This is a genomic window from Streptomyces sp. NPDC104313 (assembly GCF_055583985.1).
The window spans coordinates 74,337-95,555 of the sequence record NZ_JBVJMW010000014.1 but is presented as its reverse complement, the minus strand read 5'-3'; the positions used below and the strand labels follow the sequence as shown (position 1 = coordinate 95,555).

The window sequence follows — 21,219 nt, the reverse complement described above, 5'->3', positions numbered from 1 at the left end:
TAGCTCTCCCACCCGCCCGGCTCCGGGTGGGTGGGCAAGACAAAGCCCCGGGACCGACGTCATGATCGACGTCCTAGGCAGGGATCCCGGGGCGGGCAGCCGTGACCGACGCCTTTTCTCAGACCCGGCGCAGCACCGCCACCACCTTGCCCAGGATGGTCGCCTCGTCGCCGGGGATCGGCTGGTACGCGGCGTTGTGAGGGAGCAGCCATACGTGACCGTCCTCCCGGCGGAAGCGCTTGACCGTCGCCTCGCCGTCGAGCATGGCGGCGACGATGTCCCCGTTCTCCGCGACGGGCTGGCGGCGGACGGTGACCCAGTCGCCGTCGCAGATCGCGGCCTCGATCATCGAGTCGCCGACGACCTTCAGGACGAACAGCTCGCCGTCGCCGACGAGCTGGCGGGGGAGCGGGAAGACGTCCTCGACCGACTCCTCGGCGAGGATCGGTCCACCGGCGGCGATCCGGCCCACCAGCGGTACGTAGGACGCGGCGGGCTTGCCCGTCGTGTCGGTCGGCTGGGTGCTGGGCTGGTCCGATCCGCGCACCTCGTAGGCGCGGGGCCGGTGCGGGTCCCGGCGGAGGAAGCCCTTGCGCTCCAGCGCCATCAGCTGATGGGCGACGGACGAGGTGCTGGACAGGCCTACCGCCTGACCGATCTCCCGCATGGAGGGCGGGTAACCCCGCCGCTGCACGGAGTCGCGGATGACCTCGATGACCCGCCGTTGCCGGTCCGTGAGCCCCGAGCTGTCCGCCCGGATGCCGGGGGGCCTGCCGGGCATGGAACGTCCCGGGCGTGCGGGCTCGGGCCCGTCCGTGTTCGTGACTGAGTCATTCATGGCATGCACCGGCTCAAGTCGGCTCTGGGAGCGGTGGTCCCGGGCGGTGATGGTGGCACTGTCTGCGGTGGTGGTCACGTCGGCCCCTCTCGAATGTTCTCCCTAGCTGGACAACGGTAGTAGCTTTCGAAAGGTTGCGCCAAACACACGTTCGAGTGAAAAACGAATAAAGGGGTGCCGCAGTGCTACCGACAGGTGTATGAGCAACAGAATAGGGGCCGCGAGCGCGCCCCGGGCACGCCTGTCGCGGTGCCGGCCCGAGTCTTTCATCCGGACCCGTGCGCCGGAGCCCCGGCGGCTCGGCCCTCCCGTGTTTCCCGTACCCTCTTCTCTGGCCCACGCTCTCCCCGAGCGGCCTCCGAGCGAGGTCCGGTGCGCGACACGCGATGGGGCCGAAAACGCGACTCAACCCTAGATCTAGTGGTTGGATTGCTCCAGTCGCCCAGAGGTTGTGGTCGCGGTTCAACCACACTGTGGTCATCGCCTATGCTGGGGACTGCTTCCAAGGGCCCGAGAAGGGCCCTGAAGAGGCTATTCAGTCGTGCGTGTGAAGGAGGGTTGGGAGCTATGCACTGCCCCTTCTGCAGGCACCCCGACAGCAGGGTCGTGGACAGTCGCACCACCGACGACGGGACGTCGATCCGTCGCCGTCGGCAGTGCCCCGACTGTTCCCGCCGCTTCACCACGGTGGAGACCTGCTCACTGATGGTGGTCAAGCGCAGCGGTGTGACCGAGCCCTTCAGTCGCACCAAGGTCATCTCCGGAGTCCGCAAGGCATGCCAGGGTCGACCGGTCACGGAGGACGCCCTCGCCAAGCTCGGCCAGCGGGTCGAGGAGGCGGTGCGCGCCACCGGCAGCGCCGAGCTGACCACCCACGACGTGGGGCTGGCCATCCTTGGCCCCCTACAGGAACTCGACCTCGTCGCTTACCTGCGCTTCGCGTCCGTGTACCGGGCGTTCGATTCCCTGGAAGACTTCGAGGCCGCCATCGTGGAACTGCGTACGCAGCGGCCTTCCATGGAGGACCGCGGAAGCGGAGAGACCCCTGAGGTCCCCGCGCCCGCCATCGCCGCCGACTGAGCGGTACCCGCCCGGGACGCCCGTGCTCGCAGACATAGCTCTGCGGACCGGCGGCAGGGCGACATGAGATGTGCTTCCGGCTGCCGAGTGCGGCTTCCGGAGCATCGGACACACATTGTGCCTGGGAAGATCTGGGCACTTCAGGGCGTTTTCGCCCACATATGGGAGGCGGCATGACAGAGACGGCGAGCGGCCCGGCACGAGGTTCCCGCATCAAGGGCGCCAAGGCGAGCAAGGGTCTGCGTATCGAGCGCATCCACACCAACCCCGGCGTGCATCCGTACGACGAGGTGGCGTGGGAGCGCCGTGACGTCGTCATGACCAACTGGCGCGACGGCTCGATCAACTTCGAGCAGCGTGGCGTCGAGTTCCCCGACTTCTGGTCGGTGAACGCGGTCAACATCGTCACCAGTAAGTACTTCCGCGGGGCCGTCGGTACGCCGCAGCGTGAGACCGGCCTCAAGCAGCTGATCGACCGGATCGTGAAGACGTACCGGAAGGCCGGAGAGGACAACAGCTACTTCGCTTCTCCCGCGGACGCGGAGATCTTCGAGCACGAGCTGGCGTACGCCCTCCTGCACCAGGTCTTCAGCTTCAACTCCCCGGTCTGGTTCAACGTCGGCACGTCCCAGCCGCAGCAGGTCTCCGCCTGCTTCATCCTGGCCGTCGACGACTCCATGGAGTCGATCCTCGACTGGTACAAGGAAGAGGGCATGATCTTCAAGGGCGGCTCCGGCGCCGGCCTGAACCTCTCCCGTATCCGCTCCTCCAAGGAGCTCCTCTCCTCCGGCGGCAACGCCTCGGGACCGGTCTCGTTCATGCGCGGCGCCGACGCGTCCGCCGGAACGATCAAGTCGGGCGGCGCCACCCGCCGTGCGGCCAAGATGGTCATCCTCGACGTCGATCACCCCGACATCGAGGACTTCATCGAGACCAAGGTCAAGGAGGAGGAGAAGATCCGCGCCCTGCGCGACGCGGGCTTCGACATGGACCTGGGCGGCGACGACATCACGTCCGTCCAGTACCAGAACGCCAACAACTCGGTCCGTGTGAACGACGAGTTCATGAAGGCCGTCGAGGCGGGCGGCAAGTTCGCTCTGCGCGCCCGGATGACCGGCGACGTCATCGAAGAGGTCGAGGCCAAGTCCCTCTTCCGTAAGATGGCCGAGGCCGCCTGGGCGTGCGCCGACCCGGGTATCCAGTACGACGACACCATCAACGCCTGGCACACCTGCCCGGAGTCCGGCCGGATCAACGGCTCGAACCCGTGCAGCGAGTACATGCACCTGGACAACACCTCGTGCAACCTTGCCTCGCTGAACCTGATGAAGTTCCTCAAGGACGACGGCCTGGGCAACCAGTCCTTCGAGTCCGAGCGCTTCGCCAAGGTCGTCGAGCTGGTCATCACCGCGATGGACATCTCGATCTGCTTCGCGGACTTCCCCACGCAGAAGATCGGCGAGAACACCCGCGCCTACCGTCAGCTGGGCATCGGCTACGCCAACCTCGGCGCCCTGCTGATGGCGACCGGTCACGCGTACGACAGCGACGGCGGCCGCGCGCTGGCCGGCGCCATCACCTCGCTGATGACCGGCACCTCCTACCGCCGCTCCGCCGAGCTGGCCGCGGTCGTCGGCCCGTACGACGGCTACGCCCGTAACGCCGAGCCGCACCAGCGCGTCATGAAGCAGCACTCCGACGCCAATGCCAAGGCCGTCCACGTCGACGACCTCGACTCGCCGGTCTGGGCCGCCGCGACGGAGGCCTGGCAGGACGTGATCCGGCTCGGATCGAAGAACGGCTTCCGCAACGCTCAGGCCTCGGTCATCGCGCCCACCGGCACCATCGGTCTCGCGATGTCCTGCGACACCACCGGTCTGGAGCCCGACCTCGCCCTGGTCAAGTTCAAGAAGCTGGTCGGCGGCGGCTCGATGCAGATCGTCAACGGCACGGTGCCGCAGGCGCTGCGCCGTCTCGGTTACCAGCCGGAGCAGATCGAGGCGGTCGTCGCCCACATCGCCGACCATGGCAACGTGGTGGACGCCCCCGCCCTGAAGGCCGAGCACTACGAGGTCTTCGACTGCGCGATGGGTGAGCGCTCCATCTCCGCGATGGGCCACGTGCGGATGATGGCGGCCATCCAGCCGTGGATCTCCGGCGCGCTCTCCAAGACGGTGAACCTCCCTGAGACGGCCACCGTCGAGGATGTCGAGGAGGTCTACTTCGAGGCGTGGAAGCTGGGCGTCAAGGCGCTCGCGATCTACCGCGACAACTGCAAGGTCGGCCAGCCCCTCTCCGCCAAGACCAAGGCCAAGGAGAAGGAAGAGGTCACCGCGAAGACCGAGGAGACCATCCGTACGGCGGTCGAGAAGGTCGTCGAGTACCGCCCGGTCCGCAAGCGTCTCCCCAAGGGCCGTCCCGGCATCACCACCTCCTTCACGGTGGGTGGCGCCGAGGGCTACATGACCGCCAACTCTTACCCGGACGACGGTCTCGGCGAGGTCTTCCTGAAGATGTCCAAGCAGGGTTCGACCCTCGCGGGCATGATGGACGCCTTCTCCATCGCCGTCTCGGTCGGTCTGCAGTACGGCGTCCCGCTGGAGACGTACGTCTCGAAGTTCACCAACATGCGCTTCGAGCCGGCCGGCATGACGGACGACCCGGACGTGCGGATGGCGCAGTCGATCGTCGACTACATCTTCCGTCGCCTGGCGCTCGACTTCCTGCCCTTCGAGACCCGCTCGGCCCTCGGCATCCACTCCGCCGAGGAGCGTCAGCGCCACCTGGACACCGGCAGTTACGAGCCGTCGTTCGAGGCGGACGGCCTCGACGCGGACAGCCTGGCCCAGTCGGCCCCGGTCCGCGCCGAGCCACTGAAGGTGGTGGCGGCTCCCGAGGAGTCCGCCGTGAAGCCCGCACCGAGGACGGCGCACACCTCGGCCGAACTGGTCGAGATGCAGCTCGGCATCAGCGCCGACGCCCCGCTCTGCTTCTCCTGCGGTACGAAGATGCAGCGCGCCGGCTCCTGCTACATCTGCGAGGGCTGCGGCTCGACCAGCGGTTGCAGCTGACCGGACGACCGGACGCGGGACCGCACTGACGTGCGGCTGACCCGCGGTCCACGAAGGGGACCGGCCATCGGCCGGTCCCCTTCGGTATGTCCCCGGCCCCTTCTCGGCAGGTCATCGACGCCCGCGTTCGACAGACCGCCGACGTCACGCCGGGTTGGCCGGAACTGATCGATGTCACCCTTCGGCGGCCCGGCTTCCCATCACCGTGGCGAACGTGTCGGGGTCGCCGTCGAAGCCACGCAAGGCCGACCGGAAACCCCAGAGCCCCGAGCCGTCCCGGGTGAACTCTCCGACGACCGCCGCGGTCGCCCACGCCACGTCGGAGAAGTCGTTCTCGGTCAGGCTCGTGTAGCCCTCGCGAATCTCCATCGCCGTGTTCCCTATGTCGCCGAAGGTCTTGTGACGGTCGCGCTGCTGGATGGCGACTCCGACCACCACCCGCCCGTACCCGTCCGCCAGCCGGTTCAGCTCGATGGTCATGACCTCGTCGAAGCCGAAACCCTGGCCGGTCCGGCTGTCCCGGTTCAGCGTGATGGTGCCGTCCGGAGAGCGGCTGTCGAAGTGCACCAGATAGGCGGGCGCGCCGTACGGCTCGTCGACCGGGTAGGTCGCCGCGATGATGTCGAGGTCGTTGGCCACCGCCCCGTGCGGGCTGGGGTCCCATTTGACCCGCACCTCGACCTTCTCGATGTCCTTGTTCGGAGTGCTCAAGGGACTTCCCTCCCGGCCGACGGCCCACGGGCCGTTCCCATCACCTGATACACGATTCACCCGATCATGTACGGAACCGGCCGCGGAACCAACTGCTCCGGCCACGGGCGGCGGATTCGGGCCACTCTCCGGCCCCGGCGCGGGTGTTGCGGCTCCTCCGGCACCCGCGACCCGGAGCGTGAGCGGAACGACCTGCCGGGGCGCGCTCCTTGGGACCGTGACGCGCGCCACGTTCCGCGCCGTACGATGGCGCGGTGTTGGTGAAGTGGATTCGCTGCTCCGTGGTGGACCGTCATGGTTTCGAACGGGGACAGCGGAAGTGGGCGGGGCTGCTCGGCGAGCCGGGTTTCAGCGGACAGAGCGGCGGGTGGAGCCGAACGCGCCCCGACGTCGCCCATGTCTTCGCGTTCTGGGAGAACCGCGTCTTCTACGACTCCTTCATGGCCCGCGGGCACGACCGGCTGGCGGCCGGACAGTCGGGCATGTTCCGCGATATGCGCGTCATGCTCTTCGAACGCCGCTTCGACGTGAAGACGGGCTTCGAGCCCCACTTCGCGGAGGCGGACGTGGCCAGGGTCGCGCACAGCAGGGTGCGCGAGGAACGCGCCGAACACTTCATGCTGATGCAGCAGCAGGTGTGGAACCCTGCCATGGCGGGATCGCCCGGCATGCTGCGCGGCGTGTTCGGTGAGGCGCCCGGCAACGAGTTCCTGGCGCTGTCCCTGTGGAAGTCGAGCGCCGAGCGCGGCAAGTACCGCGCGGCGGGGGCCGAGCGGCTGGCGGTCCGCGCGCAGACCGAGACGGACGTGATCGCGCTGACGGGAGACGTCGTGGAGCTGGAACCCTCCTGGACGGTGTGACCCGGACCCGCACCGCGTGGCCCCGGCCACTCGTGCCGGCCCGACTCGGTCCAAGGGCTGTCCCGCAATCCCTGGTGGATCAGCGCGCGCGGCGTCAGATGCGGCGCATCGCAAGGCGGAGGGACATCCGCGTACTGGATGTATTCGGGCGTTCCGGCAACGCGGCGAAGTGCCGTGGCTGTCGTCGTCCGCCCGCCAGGGATCGCGGGAAAGCCCTTAGGCTCGGGGCATGGCACGACCGCAGCGCATTGTCCTCGCCCGGCACGGAGAGTCCGAGGGCAACGCCGACGACACGGTGTACGAGCGGGAGCCCGACCACGCGCTCCGGCTCACTGCCGCAGGTCTGCGGCAGGCCCGGGAAACCGGGGAGGGGCTGCGCGAGCAGTTCGGCAAGGAACGGGTGAGCGTCTACGTCTCGCCCTACCGCCGCACCCACGAGACCTTCCTGGCCTTCGACCTCGACCCGGCGCGCGTGCGCGTACGCGAGGAACCCCGGCTGCGCGAGCAGGACTGGGGCAACTGGCAGGACCGGGACGACGTACGGTTGCAGAAGGCCTACCGGGACGCCTACGGGCACTTCTTCTACCGTTTCGCCCAGGGCGAGTCGGGCGCCGACGTCTACGACCGGGTCGGGGCGTTCCTGGAGAGCCTGCACCGGAGCTTCGAGGAGCCGGACCACCCGGAGAACGTCCTGCTGGTCACCCACGGGCTGACGATGCGGCTGTTCTGCATGCGCTGGTTCCACTGGTCGGTCGCGGAGTTCGAGTCGCTGTCCAACCCGGGCAACGGTGAGACGCGGACCCTGCTGCTGGGCGAGAACGGCCGTTACACCCTCGACCGGCCCTTTCAGCGCTGGCGGACCCCTGAGCCGTACGGCCGCACCGGATAGAGTGGCAGGGCGATGACCGCTGATTCTGCTTCCGAGCGGCGCTTCGAACGCGCCCTGGCCAGCCTGCGTGGGCTGTCCGTGGGAGACGCCCTGGGCTCCCAGTTCTTCGTACCGGCCAACTATCCCCTGTTGAAACAGCGCGCTCTGCCGCCCGGGCCCTGGCAGTGGACCGACGACACCGAGATGGCCTGCTCGGTCCTCGCCGTGCTCACCGCGCACGGCCGCGTCGACCAGGACGCGCTCGCCCACTCCTTCGCCGAGCACCACGACTTCGACCGGGGCTACGGCCCCGCAGTCAACCGGCTCCTCAGGCTCGTACGGGAGGGCGGCGACTGGCGGGAACTGTCCTCGGCGCTGTTCCAGGGCCAGGGCTCCTGGGGCAACGGTTCGGCGATGCGCATCGCCCCGCTCGGCGCCTGGTACGCGGATGATCCGGAGCAGGCCACGCATCAGGCGGAGATCTCCTCGTACACCACGCATCAGCACCGCGAGGCCGTCGTCGGAGCCATGGCCGTGGCCGCCGCCGCGTCGCTCGCCGCCGCCCCCGACGGGCCACCGAGCCCCGAGGACCTCCTCGACGGCGTCATCGCGCTCGTGCCCCGCAGCGCCGTCGGCGCGGGGCTGCGCCGGGCCCGCGACATGCTGGACTACCGGGACGCCGGGACTGTCGCCGCGGTCCTCGGCAACGGCCGCCGGACCAGCGCCCACGACACCGTGCCGTTCGCGCTCTGGTCGGCCGCCAGGAGCCTCGGGGACTACGAGCAGGCGTTCTGGGTCACGGCCCAAGCGGGCGGTGACGTCGACACGACGTGTGCCATCGCCGGTGGTGTCGTCGCGTCGGGCGCGGCCGGAGCGCCGCCGGCCGGCTGGCTGGCACAGACGGAGGAACCGCCGGCGTGGCTGACCCGGCTGCCGCGCTGACCGCCCCGGTTCCACATCGCCTCCCGCGCTGACCGCCCCTGAACCGGGGTGCGGCCCTCTGTCACGGTCCTGCCACAGGATCACTCTGCGTGTCCCCGAACGCGGGTTCGGTATTACTCTTTCGGCCACGCCGCCCCTAGTTGATCTTGAGGGCGTGCGCCGAATGAGATGCCGGGACAGGCGTACGGCCCAGGGCCGCGCGTGGACCCGGTGGGGGAGGGGTCCCATGTCCGATCAGCCGCCCGAGGCGTCCAGACCGCCGGAGAATCCCAAGGAAGCCGGCGAGCCACGGCCACCGGAACCGCCTGCGGCCTCCGAGGCGGCGGGCGCACCGGCAGCGAACCGACCGGGTCCGTCCGCGGCGGGGTCCGCCGATGCCGCGCGGCCCTCCGCGGCGTGGGATCCTGCCCCGGCGCATGCCTCCGACGTCCGCCAACGGGCCCAAGCGGCTCGACAGACCGGGTCGGCGGGCAGCCCCTGGCAGTACGGCGCCGGGGCGCCCGCCACCAAGGACGACGGCGGAACGACCCGGCTCCGGCCACCCGCACCGCCGCTGATCCGCCCCGCCGTGCTCGGGTCGGCCCTGGCCACCGCTCTCCTGAGCGCGCTCTTCCTGGGCGATGGACTCGGGGCGAACCTCCTGATCGTGGCCGTGCCCGCCGCACTGGCCGCGTTCTTCGCCGCACGGGCGGCGGGCCGCAGGCTACGGCCCTGGACTGCGACCTGGGCCGTGGGAGGGCTTGCGCTGCTCGCGGTTCCGGCACTCCGGGACGCCGGCTGGCCCACCTTCCTCGCCGTGGTGTCCGCCTTCGCGCTCGGCTCGCTCGCGCTGCACGGCAGCCGCAGCTGGCTGGGGGTGCTGATCGGCTCGCTGGGGCTGTTCGACTCGGTCGTCCCCGGCATCATCTGGGGTGTGCGGGGGGTACGCGCACGGGCCGACGGTTCCCGGGCACGCTGGGGCGCAGCCCTGCGCACCACGGCCGTGGCCCTCGTGCTGCTGGTGGTGTTCGGAACGCTTTTCGCCAGCGCGGACGCCGCGTTCGCCGAACTGCTGGGCAGCCTCATGCCCGACGCCTCGGTCGGCGAGGGACCGTGGCGGATCTTCCTCTTCGTGCTCGGGCTGGCCGGTGCGCTGGCCGCCGCGCACGCCGCAGCCGCCCCGGTGCGCTGGGACGGGATCACCGTACGGCCCGGCAAACCCCGGGGGCGGGCCGAATGGGCCCTTCCGCTGATAGTCCTCAACCTGCTCTTCGCCGCGTTCATCACCCTCCAGCTCGTCGTGCTCTTCGGCGGGTACGACAAGGTGCGGGACGTGACCGGACTCAGCCACGCCGACTACGCCCGACAGGGCTTCTGGCAGCTGCTGTGGGCCACCCTGCTCACCCTCCTGGTGATCGCCCTGGCTCTGCGCTGGGCGCCGCGCGGCGGCACCGGGGACCGCACCCTGGTGCGGGCGGTCCTCGGCCCCCTCTGCGTGCTCACCCTCGTCGTGGTCGCGTCCGCGCTGCGCCGCATGGACCTGTACGTCGACGAGTACGGCCTGACCAGGCTCCGGATATCGGTGGCCGCGATGGAGCTCTGGCTCGGGGTGGTAGTGATCCTGATCCTGGCGGCGGGCGTCTTCGGGGCCCGGTTCCTCCCCCGCGCCATCGCGGTGAGCGCGGCGGCCGGTGTCCTGGCCTTCGGGCTGCTCTCACCGGACGGGTTGATCGCGGCGCAGAACGTCCAGCGCTTCGAGGACAGCGAGACGCTCGACATCGACATCGACTACGTCAAGGACCTGTCCGCCGACGCCGTACCGGCCCTGGACCGACTGCCCGAACCGGAACGCTCCTGTGCCCTGCGGATCATCCAGAACGAGGTCCTCGACGCCGACACCCCCTGGTACGCGACCAGCTGGGGAGCGGCGCGGGCGAGGGAGATCCTGGAGGAGCGCCCGGTGAAGGGCGATGCGAGTGACTGCTCCAGCGTGGGCAGAGAAGGGGCCCGGGACGGATACGAGCCGGACGACGACGGCTACGACCCGTACTGAGCCGACGGGCCCTGTGAGCCCACGGGTTCTTGGGGCCCGTGCTCACGCGTTCGGAAAGGCCCGTGCCCACGCGTTCTGGGGTCCGCGGGGCCTCGAGCCGGCCTCCGCCGACTGATTCGCAGGACGTACGGCGCCCCGGGGTGTTGCTGCCGTGCCTCTCGGCGTAGGCTGACTGGCGCCATGCCGTACGAACCACCCACGCACACCGTCGAGCGCTCACTTCGCGCTACCACCGGTGCCAGGACCGTCGCCGGTGTCGATGAGGTCGGACGCGGTGCGTGGGCCGGACCCGTCACCGTGTGCGCGGCGATCACCGGTCTGCGCCGACCACCCGAAGGCCTCACCGATTCCAAGCTGTTGACTCCCCGGCGGCGCGCCGAGCTCGCTCCCGTGCTGCGGAGCTGGGTCACCGCCTACGCGCTGGGCGATGCCTCGCCGCAGGAGATCGACGACCTCGGAATGACCGCCGCCCTCCGGCTCGCCGCCGTGCGGGCCCTGGAGGGGCTGCCGGTGCGGCCCGACGCGGTGATACTCGACGGCAAGCACGACTATCTGGGCGTTCCCTGGAAGGTCCGCACCGTGATCAAGGGCGACCAGTCCTGTATCGCGGTCGCGGCGGCCTCGGTGATCGCCAAGGTGCACCGTGACCGGATGATGGCCGAGCTGGGTGCCGCGTCCGAGGACTGCGCCGACTTCGCCTTCGGTGCCAACGCGGGGTATCCCTCGCCCGTGCACCGGGCCGCACTGGAGGAGCGGGGGCCCACGGCCCATCACCGCCTCTCCTGGGCGTATCTGGACGCGCTGCCCCGGTGGCAGCACCTGAAGAAGGTCCGTTTTTCCGCCGAGGCGGCCGCACTCGAAAGCGGGGGCCAGCTCGGCTTCGAATTCTGATCGCGCACACGCGCCCCTCTTACCGACGCCGACGTCATCGGCGTCCGCCACAGACCACCTTCATGCCTCTGATCTCCGAGGAGCCTCAGATTCCCGAGAGCGCCCAGGGTCCCCGCGTCACTCCGGCCGCCGGCCGCACCGCGCCGACCCCCCGTCCCGTACCCGGTCCGCGTTCCGCGGCCACTCCGCGTCCCGGCCGTCCGGGTCCCGGCCCCGCGCGCCCCGCGCCCCCGGCGCAGCGCACCCACCCCGCCCCCGTGGCACCCGCCGCTCCGGCACCGGCCCCTGCGGCCCCCGCCCGTCCGGAGCCGACGGAGAGCCGTTCCACGCCGCAGATCCAGCTGATCCCGGCCACGGCGGGCGGCGCGCTCGGCGCGGCCGAGGAAGCCGTCGACCTGCTGCTGGATTCCGGTCGTGCACCGGGCGACATCCTGGTGCTCACCACCGGCGAACAGCACCCGTGGGCCGCCCACGAGCTGTCCTTCGGCGAAGCCGCCTACTGGGCACAGCACGACGCGGGCGACGACGTCTTCTTCGCCGATGTCTCCGCGGCGGACCGGGCCACATCCCGGCCCGTGGTCGTCGTGGCCGTCAACGACGAAGCGGACCGGACCGCGGCTCGTACCCTGCCCGTCGCACGTGACCGCGCCGCCGCCCTGCTGATCGTCTGCGGAGACCCGCAGACGATCAACTCCGCACTCGGCGCCGGGGTCTGAGCACACCCCACCGGTGCTCCCGGCCGCCCGCCCGGGCGGCCGGGAGCACCACCGCCGGCCGCCCGGGCGGCCGGGGCGGACCGGCGCCCGCACGGCAGACACGCCGCGCCCGCTCAGCGGGCCGCGGCGCGACGCAGCGCCTCCGCCGCTCCGCCGCCCGACCGCGTCGGGGCGGTCCGGTGCTCGACGACGGCGTCGGCCAGGGGCTCCGGCTCCGAAAGCGAACTGGGCCGCCGCCCACCCCTTCCCTCGCCGAGCACCTGCCAGCCCCCGCGGGTGAGCGTGATGTAGGCGCCGCAACGGAGGCCGTGCAGGGTGCAGGCGTCCCGGAGGCCCCACATCCACGCACCGTCCTCCTCGGTCCAGCGTTCGTCGCCGTCACGGCAGTACAGAAGCACGGCCGTGCGGACCGGAGTGCGGCGTCGCAGATCGTGCGGGATGACGCGCCGCAGCTGCGCCAGCAGGGCGTTGCGGAACTCCCAGCCGTCCGCGGCCACCGTCGCCCGGCGGGCGAACGAGGCGCTCGCGGTGAGCCGCTCCTCATGATCGAGGACCGCGACCACGGCGGTGGCGGGAGTCGGTCGGTGCCGGGAGTGCAGTCCGCTGACGACCTCCCGGGGATTCCGGAGCAGGGGTATGCCCGCCGAGGCCCACTCCGCTGGTTCGAGCATCCGGGCAAGGCGGTTGACGGAGTCTGCGGAAACCGAGGACGCCGCTGTCGAAGTGGCTGTGGACGGGGCGAATCCGAAGGTCACGGTCCTCCCTTCGCTACGCGCCCACGATGCGGGCAGGGTCGAATGAGGGCGCGCCGCGGCACAGCCCTTCCGGGCCCGATGAGGAACTGTGCGGGGGCAGCTCCAATTCTCCCTGGCCTACCGGCAGGCGGCAACGAGCAATTGCTGTGACTGACGGGAATCAGCCGGAATGGCACTGATATCCCTGCCCATCCTCGCCCGGGATGACTCCCTCCGGCACCCCTGAATCGCGAGGACCAGCGGAAACACCGCCGTCGCGGTGGGGGGATTCGCTGATTGTCAGTCCCATCGGGTTGCATGGGGGCATGGACACCCTGGAGCTCCGCACCGAAGCCGACGCCATCCTCGCTGAGCTGGTCGGTGCGCCCGGAGGGTCGGCGCGGCTGCGGGAGGATCAGTGGCAGGCGGTGGCGGCCCTGGTGGAGGAGCGTCGCCGTGCGCTGGTGGTCCAGCGCACGGGATGGGGGAAGTCCGCCGTGTATTTCGTGGCCACCGCGCTGTTGCGTCGGCGTGGAGCCGGGCCGACAGTGATCATCTCGCCGCTGTTGGCGTTGATGCGCAACCAGGTCGAGTCGGCGGCCCGGGCAGGCATTCAGGCGCGCACCATCAACTCGGCCAACCCTGAGGAATGGGAAACGATCTACGGGGAGGTGGAGCGCGGCGAGACCGACGTTCTCCTGGTGAGCCCGGAGCGCCTCAACTCCGTGGACTTCCGTGATCAGGTGCTGCCGAGACTCGCGGCGACGACCGGCCTGCTGGTGGTTGACGAGGCGCACTGTATTTCGGACTGGGGCCATGATTTCCGGCCCGACTACCGTCGGCTGCGCACGATGCTCGCGGAGCTTCCGGCGGGAGTGCCGGTGCTCGCCACCACTGCCACGGCCAACGCGCGGGTGACCGCGGACGTGGCCGAGCAATTGGGCACCGGGGGCGGGGACGCGTTGGTGCTGCGGGGGCCGCTGGACCGCGAGAGCCTCCGGCTGGGGGTGCTGGAGTTGCCGAATGCGGCGCACCGGCTCGCGTGGCTGGGGGAGCGGCTGGGGGATCTGCAGGGTTCGGGGATCATTTACACGCTGACGGTGGCGGCGGCGGAGGAGGTCGCGGCGTTTCTGCGGCAGCGCGGATATCCGGTGGCCTCGTACACGGGGAAGACGGAGAACGCCGACCGGTTGCAGGCGGAGGAGGATCTGCTGGCGAATCGGGTGAAGGCCCTGGTGGCGACCTCTGCGTTGGGGATGGGTTTCGACAAGCCTGACCTCGGCTTCGTGGTGCACCTGGGATCACCCTCCTCTCCGATCGCCTACTACCAGCAGGTGGGGCGTGCGGGGCGCGGCGTGGACCATGCCGATGTCCTGTTGCTTCCGGGCAAGGAGGACGAGGCGATCTGGGCGTATTTCGCCTCGGTGGGCTTCCCGCCCGAGGAGCAGGTGCGGCGCACCCTGGACGTGCTGGAGCGGGCGGGCCGTCCGTTGTCGCTGCCGGCGCTGGAGCCATTGGTGGATCTTCGGCGCTCGCGTCTGGAGACGATGCTGAAGGTCCTGGACGTGGATGGTGCGGTCAAGCGTGTGAAGGGTGGCTGGACCGCGACGGGACAGCCGTGGGCGTACGACGCGGAGCGGTACGCGTGGGTCGCGAAGCAGCGGGCGGCGGAGCAGCAGGCGATGCGGGACTACGTGGCGACCACGGGGTGCCGTATGGAGTTCTTGCAGCGACAGCTCGACGACGAGAAGGCGGTGCCGTGCGGCCGCTGCGACAACTGCGCCGGCCCCTGGCTGGCCCCGGCCGTCTCCTCCACGGCACTCTCGGCGGCTACAGGTGAGCTGGACAGGCCGGGCGTCGAGGTCGAGCCCCGCAAGATGTGGCCGACGGGCCTCGCCTCGGTCGGCATGGACCTCAAGGGCCGTATCCCCGCCGGGCAGCAGGCGATGACGGGACGCGCGCTGGGGAGGCTGTCGGACATCGGCTGGGGCAACCGCCTGCGCCCGCTCCTGTCGGCCCAGGCGGCGGACGGGCCCGTCCCGGACGACGTACTGAACGCCGTGGTGACGGTGCTGGCGGACTGGGCCCGCTCCCCGGGCGGCTGGGCCGGCGGAACTCCCGATGCGGTGGCACGGCCCGTGGGGATCGTCGTCGTGCCGTCACGTACCCGCCCCCAGCTGGTCACCTCCCTGGCCGAGGGCGTGGCCCGGGTCGGGAGACTGCCGCTCCTGGGCAGCCTGGCCTACACCCCGCATGCCGACGAGCACGCCGCGCACCGCAGCAACTCCGCCCAGCGGCTGCGCGCCCTGGCCGACTCGTTCACGGTGCCCGACGATCTCTCCGCCGCGCTGGCCGACGCCCACGGACCGGTTCTGCTCGTCGACGACTACACCGACTCCGGCTGGACCCTCGCTGTGGGCGCGCGTCTGCTGCGCCAGGCCGGTGCCGATCAGGTGCTCCCGCTCGTCCTGGCCGTGGGGGGATAGCTCGCGACGTGCTGTCCGGCCGGTGAGGGGTCCGCCCATGGCCATGCTGAAGGCCGCGCCTCCTTGAGTAAGCCGCACGGCAACTGCCGCCGGCGCACGCCGAGCGGAACGCTTCTTCTGCGTGGGCGGCCTCAAAGTCGTCAGAATGAGAAGCGAAACATGCTCTTTCCTGCTGCGCTCCGGACAGCGAGCCTCCTCGCCGGAGGGAGTGCGGCATTCGGGTGACCCGGCAAGAACGCGCCATGCTTCGCCCCGGACTGCCCGGTAGCCCTTCTGTCCATACGCACGTACGCGCCCCCGGTGGGGGGAAGGCTTCTCAGCCGCGTCACCGCGGTTCACGCGTACCGGCTCCCCTCGCCCGTGCACCCCGCACCGTTGGAGATCTCCACCGATTCCAGCTTCCGCCCCACGACGCCGTTGTGCGCTGGACACGGCACGATATCGAGCCCCGAACGACAGGGACGACCCCTGTGGATAACGTTATCCACAGGGGTCGCGGGACGGGGCGGGCTGCGGGACCGTCAAGGCATGAACAAGCACCATGAATCCACCGGCCCGGCCGCGGAGCAGCAGATCACCCTGCGCGGACCCGCCGAGCTCGCCGACGCCCTCCCGTATCTGATGGGCTTCTATCCCAACGACAGCGTCGTGATGGTCGCCCTGCACGGCGGCCGGGGCCGGTTCGGCGGCCGTCTCCGCCTCGGAATTCCGCAGGCTCCCGGCGAATGGGGGCCGGTCGCGGACCAGTTGGCGGAGTGCCTGGTGTCGGGGAGCGAGCGCCGTGAAGGACGGCCGGACGCCATCGTGATCTTCCTGTGTCAGGACTCTCCGGACGGGGCGGGCGGCAGGCTGACCATGGAGCGGCTCAGGCCTTTCGCGCAACGCCTGCGCACGGCGTGCGGAGCGCTCGACGTTCCCGTCCTCGAGGCGCTCTGCATCTCCGACGGCCGTTACTGGTCCTACTGTTGTCCCGACCCCCGATGCTGCCCCGACCAGGGAAATCCCCTGGCCATGCCCGGCACCACGGTGATGGCCGCGGCCGCCGCCTACGCCGGCGTGCATGTGCGGGGCACGCTGCGCGACATGGAGGCGCGGCTCCAGCCCTGGCGGACCCCGTCCGCCGTGACCGCGCAGGAGGAGGCCCTGGACAGGGCCGGACCGGCGCTGATCCCGAGGCTCCTCGACGAGCGGGCCCGGGGGGAGGTCGCGGCGGAGACTCTCCGGCTGGCGCGCACACTCATGGACCGCATCGAGGAGACAGAGCCCGCGCCGCCCGCGCTCTCGGACGCCGGGGACGACCGGTTGATCGGCTCCGACGAGGCCGCGGCCGTCATTCTCGGGCTCCAGGACCGGGAGACCCGGGACAAGGCCGCCGCCTGGATGGAGGGTGCGGAAGCACAAGCGGCCGTGAGGCTGTGGCGGACGCTGGCCCGGCGCTGCGTCGGCCCGTACGGGGAGCACGCCGCCGCTCCGCTCACCCTGGCGGGCTGGGTCTCCTGGTCCACGGGCGATGAGCCGGGCGCACGGGTCGCCCTGACCCTGGCGCTGCGCGCCGATCCCGGCTACACGTTCGCCCAGCTGCTGCACCGGGCCTGCAACGAAGGGCTCGACCCGGAGGCCCTGCGCCGTTGCTTGCGCGAGGCCGCAGACGAGGGGACGAGCCCCGCCGCCCGGGCCGTGGAGGCGGTGATGGACATCGCCACCGACCGGGGCGCCACCCCGCTGCGCGTCCGCAAGGCCCGCCCGCTGTCCGACGGGGGCCGGCGGCGAGGGTGCGCTCACAGGCGCCCGGGTGCGGAGCGGGTGAAGGCGTCGCCCGGTTCGATCCGTCCCTGGACCTCGGTGGCCGGGCGACGCTCGCGCGAGGCCCGGCGGTACGGGCGACGCGGCAGCAGGACGCGGCGGTGACCCGGGCACGAGCCGAGGGATCGGCGGGTCACGTCCGGTCTGCCGACCGTCGGGTCCTGCCGACCGTCCGGAATCCGGCCTGCCGACCTGACGGATCGCCACGAATCCGAAGTCGTGGCACCCCGACCTATCACGAGCCTGCCCGGAGAGCGTGTTTATCGTCAGGCAGACGACTATGATGACGACATGCCGCCCTACGACCCGTCGACCTTCCCGCCCTTCGCTGTCACCGTCGACCTGGTCGTGCTCACGGTGCGCCGTCACGCGCTCTGCGCGCTGGTCGTCCGCCGAGGAGAGACCCCGTTCCAGGGCAGATGGGCGCTGCCCGGTGGCTTCGTCAGGATGGACGAGGACCTGGGGTCCGCGGCAGCGCGTGAACTCGTCGAGGAAACCGGCCTCTGCGCCCACGACCCGGCGAAACCGGCCGTGGGCAACGGGGCGCATCTGGAGCAGTTGGCCACGTACGGAGATCCGGCGCGCGACCCTCGGATGCGGGTGGTCAGCGTCGCCCACCTCGCCCTCGCGCCGGACCTGCCCGCGCCCCGGGCGGGTGGCGATGCCAACAGTGCGCGCTGGGCGCCGGTCGAGGATCTGCTGCACCCCGGCACCGGGCGAGAGGGCGAGCAGGCGGCGCCGCTGGCCTTCGACCATGCGCGGATCCTGGCCGACGGCGTGGAGCGCGCCCGCTCCAAGATCGAGTACTCCTCGCTGGCCACGGCGTTCTGCCCGCCGGAATTCACGGTCGGCGAGTTGCGCCGGGTGTACGAAGCGGTGTGGGGCGTGGTCCTCGATCCCCGTAACTTCCACCGCAAGGTCACCGGAACGCCCGGATTCCTGGTGCCTTCCGGCGGGACGACCACGCGGCAGGGCGGTCGGCCCGCGCAGTTGTTCCGGGCCGGGGCGGCCACGGTGCTCAATCCACCGATGCTGCGACCCGAGGTCTGAGCCACCGGGCGTTCCGCTGCGATGGCCCCGCGGAACGCCTGTCGAGCCACCCCTGCGCCAAAAGTCTGAAATGTCGCGTTATGTTGCTGCGGTACCCTCTGCCGCCGAGCGGTCTCACCTTCCGCGAGAGACGTGAGAGAAGCGATGCTCCAGGCCATCGGACTCACCAGCACCCCCCGTCGCGACGCTCCGCCCGCCGTGAACGATCTGACCTTCGAGGCTCCCCCCGGCCGTGTCACGGCCTTGCTGGGCGCCCCCCGCTCGGGCAGGACCACGGCCCTGCGGCTGATGCTCGAACTGGACGCCGGGCGAGGCGTCGCCTACTTCAAGGGGCGGCCGCTGCACCGCATCGCCCACCCGGCACGGGAAGTGGGCGTACTGCTCGGCGACGTACCGGGTCACCCCGCCCGGACCGCCCGGGGGCAGCTCCGGATGCTCTGCGCGGCCGCCGGTGTGCCCGCCGCCCGAGCAGACGAGGTGCTCGAGGTCGTCGGTCTCGCAGGGCTGGGAGACCAGCGCCTGGGCAGCCTCTCGGTGGGGATGGATCGCCGGCTCGGCCTCGCCTCCTCGCTGCTCGGGGACCCCCACACCCTGATCCTGGACGAACCGGCGGAGGGGCTGTCCCCGCGGGAGAACAGCTGGCTGTACGGGCTGTTGCGTGCGCACGCGGCCCAGGGCGGCACGGTCCTCTACACCACGGGCGACCCCAAGGAAGCGGCCCGCACGGCCGACCGCGTCGTCACCATCGGCGGCGGGCGCCTCGTCGCCGACCAGGACGTCTCCGACTTCGCCCGCACCCGGCTCCGGGCCAGGGTCGCCGTCCGCACCCCGCACGCGGCCCGGCTGGCGGCGGTGGTCAGCCGGGAGGCACGAGCCGCGCGGCGCTCCGTCGAAGTGGTCGAGGAGGCGAGCGGCCGGCTGACGGTGTACGGCAGCAGCTGCGCGGAGATCGGCGACACCGCATACCGGCACGGCGTCCCCGTGCACCGGCTCGCCGACGAGATCGGCGACACCGGGCCGGCCGCCCAGGCGGAGGCCGGGGGCGAGGAGCGGGGCTGCTCGGCCGCCGCTCTGTCCGAGCTGCCGCCCCCGATCCGGGTGCGCCCCGCGCGAGGCCCCCTGCGCCCGCTCCGATACGAGCTGCGACGCTCTCTGGGCGTCCGGACAACGGCCATGATCATGGTGGCCGTTCTGGTGGTGTCGGCCGCGGTCTCCGTCCTGCTCGCGCGTACGGACGGCACCGCGCTGCCCCGCGTGCTCGCCGCGTGGCCCGCTCTGCTGCCGCTCCCTCCCGCCGCGCTCGGCGCGGGCCTGCTCGGGGCGCTGTCCTTCGGGGACGAGTTCCGCTATCCGGCGCTCGCCGCCGCTCGCGGCACCGTGCCCCGGCGGCTCGGTCTGCTGCTGGCCAAGCTCACCGTGACCGCGAGCTTCGCTCTGCTGCTCGCGGGCCTCGCCGTGGTGTGCGGAGCGCAGAGCCTCCGGCTCGTGTACGGACCGGACTTGATCGAGGTCCCCTCGAACGCCGCCGCGCTCGGTGCGAGTTGGGCCGGGTTGACGGTCGGCTGTGCCTGGGCCGGGCTGCTGGCCGCCGGTGTCTTCCGGGTGGCCGGGGCGGGGATCGCCGCGGTACTGGCGGTTCCGGTGCTCGTCGTTCCGCTGGTGCAGAAGCTCTTCGCGGCGCCGTCCGCGCGTTCGGTCGCAGGGCTCCCGGGCCGGCTGCGTGAACTGGCCGGGTGGCAGTTGCCGCAGGAGGCGGACCACTGGGTCCTGGCCGTCGCGCGAGTGGTGGCGCAGCCCGTCGGCAGCGCACTCGCCCTGTCGTTGTCAGCTCTGATCTGCGCGTATCTGTTCACCAGCCTTCGGGGAAAGGTGCGTTGGTGATCGCCGTCGCCCCGAATCGAGGGCAGGGTTCACAACTCCCTACGAAATAGCCGGTTTGTAGGGATATGTCGTCAATTGCGGAGCGAGCGCCGATCACCCTTTCGTGTGCTTTTCACCAAAGACCTCAAGGGGCGGGTGAGCCGCGCCGACAAAGGATGCGTGAGTACCCTTGCGCACACCATGATGACCGCCGCCCGCACCGCCGATTCCGGCCTGGCCGGCTCGGGCGAACTCGACCGCTATCCCTATACGGAGGCGCCGGCCGGCGAGCGTGCCGCCTCCAGGGCCTGGGGCGGTTCCGATTCCGAGCTGGGACGGGCGAGCCGACGGGGGTCGGCCAGCCGGGGGCGCGGTCTCCACGGCCAACTCGTCCAGCAACTCGGCCAGATGATCGTCTCCGGTGACCTCGGCGCGGACCGCCCCCTCGTTCCCGAAGAGATCGGCCAGCGGTTCGAGGTGTCCCGCACCGTCGTACGTGAATCTCTGCGTGTCCTCGAGGCCAAGGGGCTGGTCAGCGCGCGCCCCAACGTGGGTACGAGGGTCCGCCCGGTCAGCGACTGGAACCTCCTGGATCCCGACATCATCGAATGGCGGGCCTTCGGTCCGCAGCGTGACGACCAGCGCCGTGAGCTGGCCGAGCTCCGCTGGACCATCGAACCGCTCGCGGCCCGCCTCGCGGCCGGGCACGGCCGGGACGACATTCAGCAGCGGCTCGGCGACATGGTGGAAATCATGGGGCACGCGATGGGGCAGGGGGACGCGATCACCTTCTCCCGTGCCGACGCGGAGTTCCACGCCCTGCTCATCCAGGCGGCGGGCAACCGGATGCTCGAACACCTTTCCGGCATCGTCTCGGCCGCTCTTCATGTCTCCGGCGGCCCGGTCACCGGCTGCGACCGTCCGGGTGAGACCTCGCTCGCCCACCACGCGCGCATCGCCGACGCCCTGGCCTCCGGCGACGCCGGGGCCGCCGAGACGGCCATGCGTCAACTGCTCGTCGTCCACCACGACGTCGAGCGTGTGGTTCCCTCGCCGCGCGAGCACTGACCGGGGCGCGGTCGGGTGCGTGGGCCCGGTGCCGCCGGACCGCACGGGTCCGGCGGCACAATTGTGGGGGGATGGCACCCTTGGACCATTTCGTCGCGTATGGGGTGTGACTCGGGCCACGCGGATTGGCCGTAACACTCCTCGAAGCAGCGCGATGACTTAAGAGGTGAGCGTCGCGGAAGGAATACAGCAACCCTTGGGTGCGCTGT

At 71.0% G+C, this 21,219-nt stretch carries 16 protein-coding genes; 13 read left to right on the top strand and 3 right to left on the bottom strand.

Annotated features, from left to right (window positions below):
* Positions 1-118 precede the first annotated feature (118 nt).
* Positions 119-916, bottom strand: a complete 798-nt coding sequence (lexA, locus tag ACZ60Q_RS28220; RefSeq protein ID WP_010072358.1) for a transcriptional repressor LexA — start codon at positions 914-916, stop codon at positions 119-121.
* A 489-nt stretch (positions 917-1,405) separates the two neighbouring features.
* Between lexA and nrdR the strand changes: the two genes are divergently transcribed.
* Positions 1,406-1,918 carry a transcriptional regulator NrdR gene (nrdR, locus tag ACZ60Q_RS28215; protein WP_469640134.1) on the top strand — a complete coding sequence of 171 codons (513 nt, stop codon included), beginning with the start codon at positions 1,406-1,408 and terminating at the stop codon, positions 1,916-1,918.
* A 173-nt stretch (positions 1,919-2,091) separates the two neighbouring features.
* Positions 2,092-4,989: a vitamin B12-dependent ribonucleotide reductase gene (locus tag ACZ60Q_RS28210; RefSeq protein ID WP_469640132.1), complete on the top strand. Its 2,898-nt coding sequence runs from the start codon at positions 2,092-2,094 to the stop codon at positions 4,987-4,989.
* 174 nt (positions 4,990-5,163) lie between these two features.
* Here the strand turns inward: ACZ60Q_RS28210 and ACZ60Q_RS28205 are convergent, their stop codons facing one another.
* Positions 5,164-5,700, bottom strand: a complete 537-nt coding sequence (locus ACZ60Q_RS28205; protein WP_469640130.1) for a TerD family protein — start codon at positions 5,698-5,700, stop codon at positions 5,164-5,166.
* A 254-nt stretch (positions 5,701-5,954) separates the two neighbouring features.
* Here ACZ60Q_RS28205 and ACZ60Q_RS28200 point away from each other — a divergent pair, with 254 nt between their 5' ends.
* The 6 genes from ACZ60Q_RS28200 (at position 5,955) to ACZ60Q_RS28175 (ending at position 12,009) form a co-directional block, all read left to right on the top strand.
* Positions 5,955-6,560: a YdbC family protein gene (locus tag ACZ60Q_RS28200; protein ID WP_469640128.1), complete on the top strand. Its 606-nt coding sequence runs from the start codon at positions 5,955-5,957 to the stop codon at positions 6,558-6,560.
* 229 nt (positions 6,561-6,789) lie between these two features.
* A complete protein-coding gene (locus ACZ60Q_RS28195) occupies positions 6,790-7,449 on the top strand; it encodes a histidine phosphatase family protein (RefSeq protein WP_469640126.1) in 660 nt (219 codons plus the stop codon).
* Between the two features lie 12 nt (positions 7,450-7,461).
* Entirely contained in the window at positions 7,462-8,370 is a 909-nt protein-coding gene (locus ACZ60Q_RS28190; protein ID WP_469640124.1) for an ADP-ribosylglycohydrolase family protein, read from the top strand.
* 226 nt (positions 8,371-8,596) lie between these two features.
* Complete coding sequence (locus ACZ60Q_RS28185; protein ID WP_469640122.1) at positions 8,597-10,402, top strand: DUF4153 domain-containing protein; 1,806 nt, start codon at positions 8,597-8,599, stop codon at positions 10,400-10,402.
* Positions 10,403-10,582: 180 nt separating this feature from the next.
* Positions 10,583-11,293, top strand: coding sequence for a ribonuclease HII (locus ACZ60Q_RS28180; protein WP_469640120.1), 711 nt, complete (start codon positions 10,583-10,585; stop codon positions 11,291-11,293).
* A 62-nt stretch (positions 11,294-11,355) separates the two neighbouring features.
* Positions 11,356-12,009 carry a hypothetical protein gene (locus tag ACZ60Q_RS28175; RefSeq protein ID WP_469640118.1) on the top strand — a complete coding sequence of 218 codons (654 nt, stop codon included), beginning with the start codon at positions 11,356-11,358 and terminating at the stop codon, positions 12,007-12,009.
* A gap of 113 nt (positions 12,010-12,122) precedes the next feature.
* Here ACZ60Q_RS28175 and ACZ60Q_RS28170 read toward each other — a convergent pair whose 3' ends face one another.
* Positions 12,123-12,764: a hypothetical protein gene (locus ACZ60Q_RS28170; protein WP_469640116.1), complete on the bottom strand. Its 642-nt coding sequence runs from the start codon at positions 12,762-12,764 to the stop codon at positions 12,123-12,125.
* A gap of 305 nt (positions 12,765-13,069) precedes the next feature.
* Between ACZ60Q_RS28170 and ACZ60Q_RS28165 the strand changes: the two genes are divergently transcribed.
* From ACZ60Q_RS28165 to ACZ60Q_RS28145, 5 genes are all read left to right on the top strand, one after another.
* The gene (locus ACZ60Q_RS28165; protein ID WP_469640114.1) at positions 13,070-15,229 is read left to right on the top strand and encodes a RecQ family ATP-dependent DNA helicase; all 2,160 of its coding nucleotides are present in this window, start codon (positions 13,070-13,072) and stop codon (positions 15,227-15,229) included.
* A 528-nt stretch (positions 15,230-15,757) separates the two neighbouring features.
* Positions 15,758-17,137, top strand: coding sequence for a DUF4192 domain-containing protein (locus tag ACZ60Q_RS28160; protein ID WP_469640112.1), 1,380 nt, complete (start codon positions 15,758-15,760; stop codon positions 17,135-17,137).
* A gap of 186 nt (positions 17,138-17,323) precedes the next feature.
* Positions 17,324-18,082, top strand: a complete 759-nt coding sequence (locus tag ACZ60Q_RS28155) for an NUDIX hydrolase (RefSeq protein ID WP_030080101.1) — start codon at positions 17,324-17,326, stop codon at positions 18,080-18,082.
* Between the two features lie 144 nt (positions 18,083-18,226).
* The gene (locus ACZ60Q_RS28150) at positions 18,227-19,963 is read left to right on the top strand and encodes an ATP-binding cassette domain-containing protein (protein ID WP_469640261.1); all 1,737 of its coding nucleotides are present in this window, start codon (positions 18,227-18,229) and stop codon (positions 19,961-19,963) included.
* A gap of 180 nt (positions 19,964-20,143) precedes the next feature.
* Positions 20,144-21,010, top strand: a complete 867-nt coding sequence (locus ACZ60Q_RS28145; protein WP_469640260.1) for a FadR/GntR family transcriptional regulator — start codon at positions 20,144-20,146, stop codon at positions 21,008-21,010.
* Positions 21,011-21,219: the final 209 nt, after the last annotated feature.

Bases quoted from the DNA above. Each gene is read 5' to 3' on its own strand.
- nrdR (WP_469640134.1), top strand. From the start codon at position 1,406: ATGCACTGCCCCTTCTGCAGGCACCCCGACAGCAGGGTCGTGGACAGT.
- ACZ60Q_RS28210 (WP_469640132.1), top strand. From the start codon at position 2,092: ATGACAGAGACGGCGAGCGGCCCGGCACGAGGTTCCCGCATCAAGGGC.
- ACZ60Q_RS28195 (WP_469640126.1), top strand. From the start codon at position 6,790: ATGGCACGACCGCAGCGCATTGTCCTCGCCCGGCACGGAGAGTCCGAG.
- ACZ60Q_RS28190 (WP_469640124.1), top strand. From the start codon at position 7,462: ATGACCGCTGATTCTGCTTCCGAGCGGCGCTTCGAACGCGCCCTGGCC.
- ACZ60Q_RS28185 (WP_469640122.1), top strand. From the start codon at position 8,597: ATGTCCGATCAGCCGCCCGAGGCGTCCAGACCGCCGGAGAATCCCAAG.
- ACZ60Q_RS28180 (WP_469640120.1), top strand. From the start codon at position 10,583: ATGCCGTACGAACCACCCACGCACACCGTCGAGCGCTCACTTCGCGCT.
- ACZ60Q_RS28175 (WP_469640118.1), top strand. From the start codon at position 11,356: ATGCCTCTGATCTCCGAGGAGCCTCAGATTCCCGAGAGCGCCCAGGGT.
- ACZ60Q_RS28165 (WP_469640114.1), top strand. From the start codon at position 13,070: ATGGACACCCTGGAGCTCCGCACCGAAGCCGACGCCATCCTCGCTGAG.
- ACZ60Q_RS28160 (WP_469640112.1), top strand. From the start codon at position 15,758: ATGAACAAGCACCATGAATCCACCGGCCCGGCCGCGGAGCAGCAGATC.
- ACZ60Q_RS28155 (WP_030080101.1), top strand. From the start codon at position 17,324: ATGCCGCCCTACGACCCGTCGACCTTCCCGCCCTTCGCTGTCACCGTC.
- ACZ60Q_RS28150 (WP_469640261.1), top strand. From the start codon at position 18,227: ATGCTCCAGGCCATCGGACTCACCAGCACCCCCCGTCGCGACGCTCCG.
- ACZ60Q_RS28145 (WP_469640260.1), top strand. From the start codon at position 20,144: ATGATGACCGCCGCCCGCACCGCCGATTCCGGCCTGGCCGGCTCGGGC.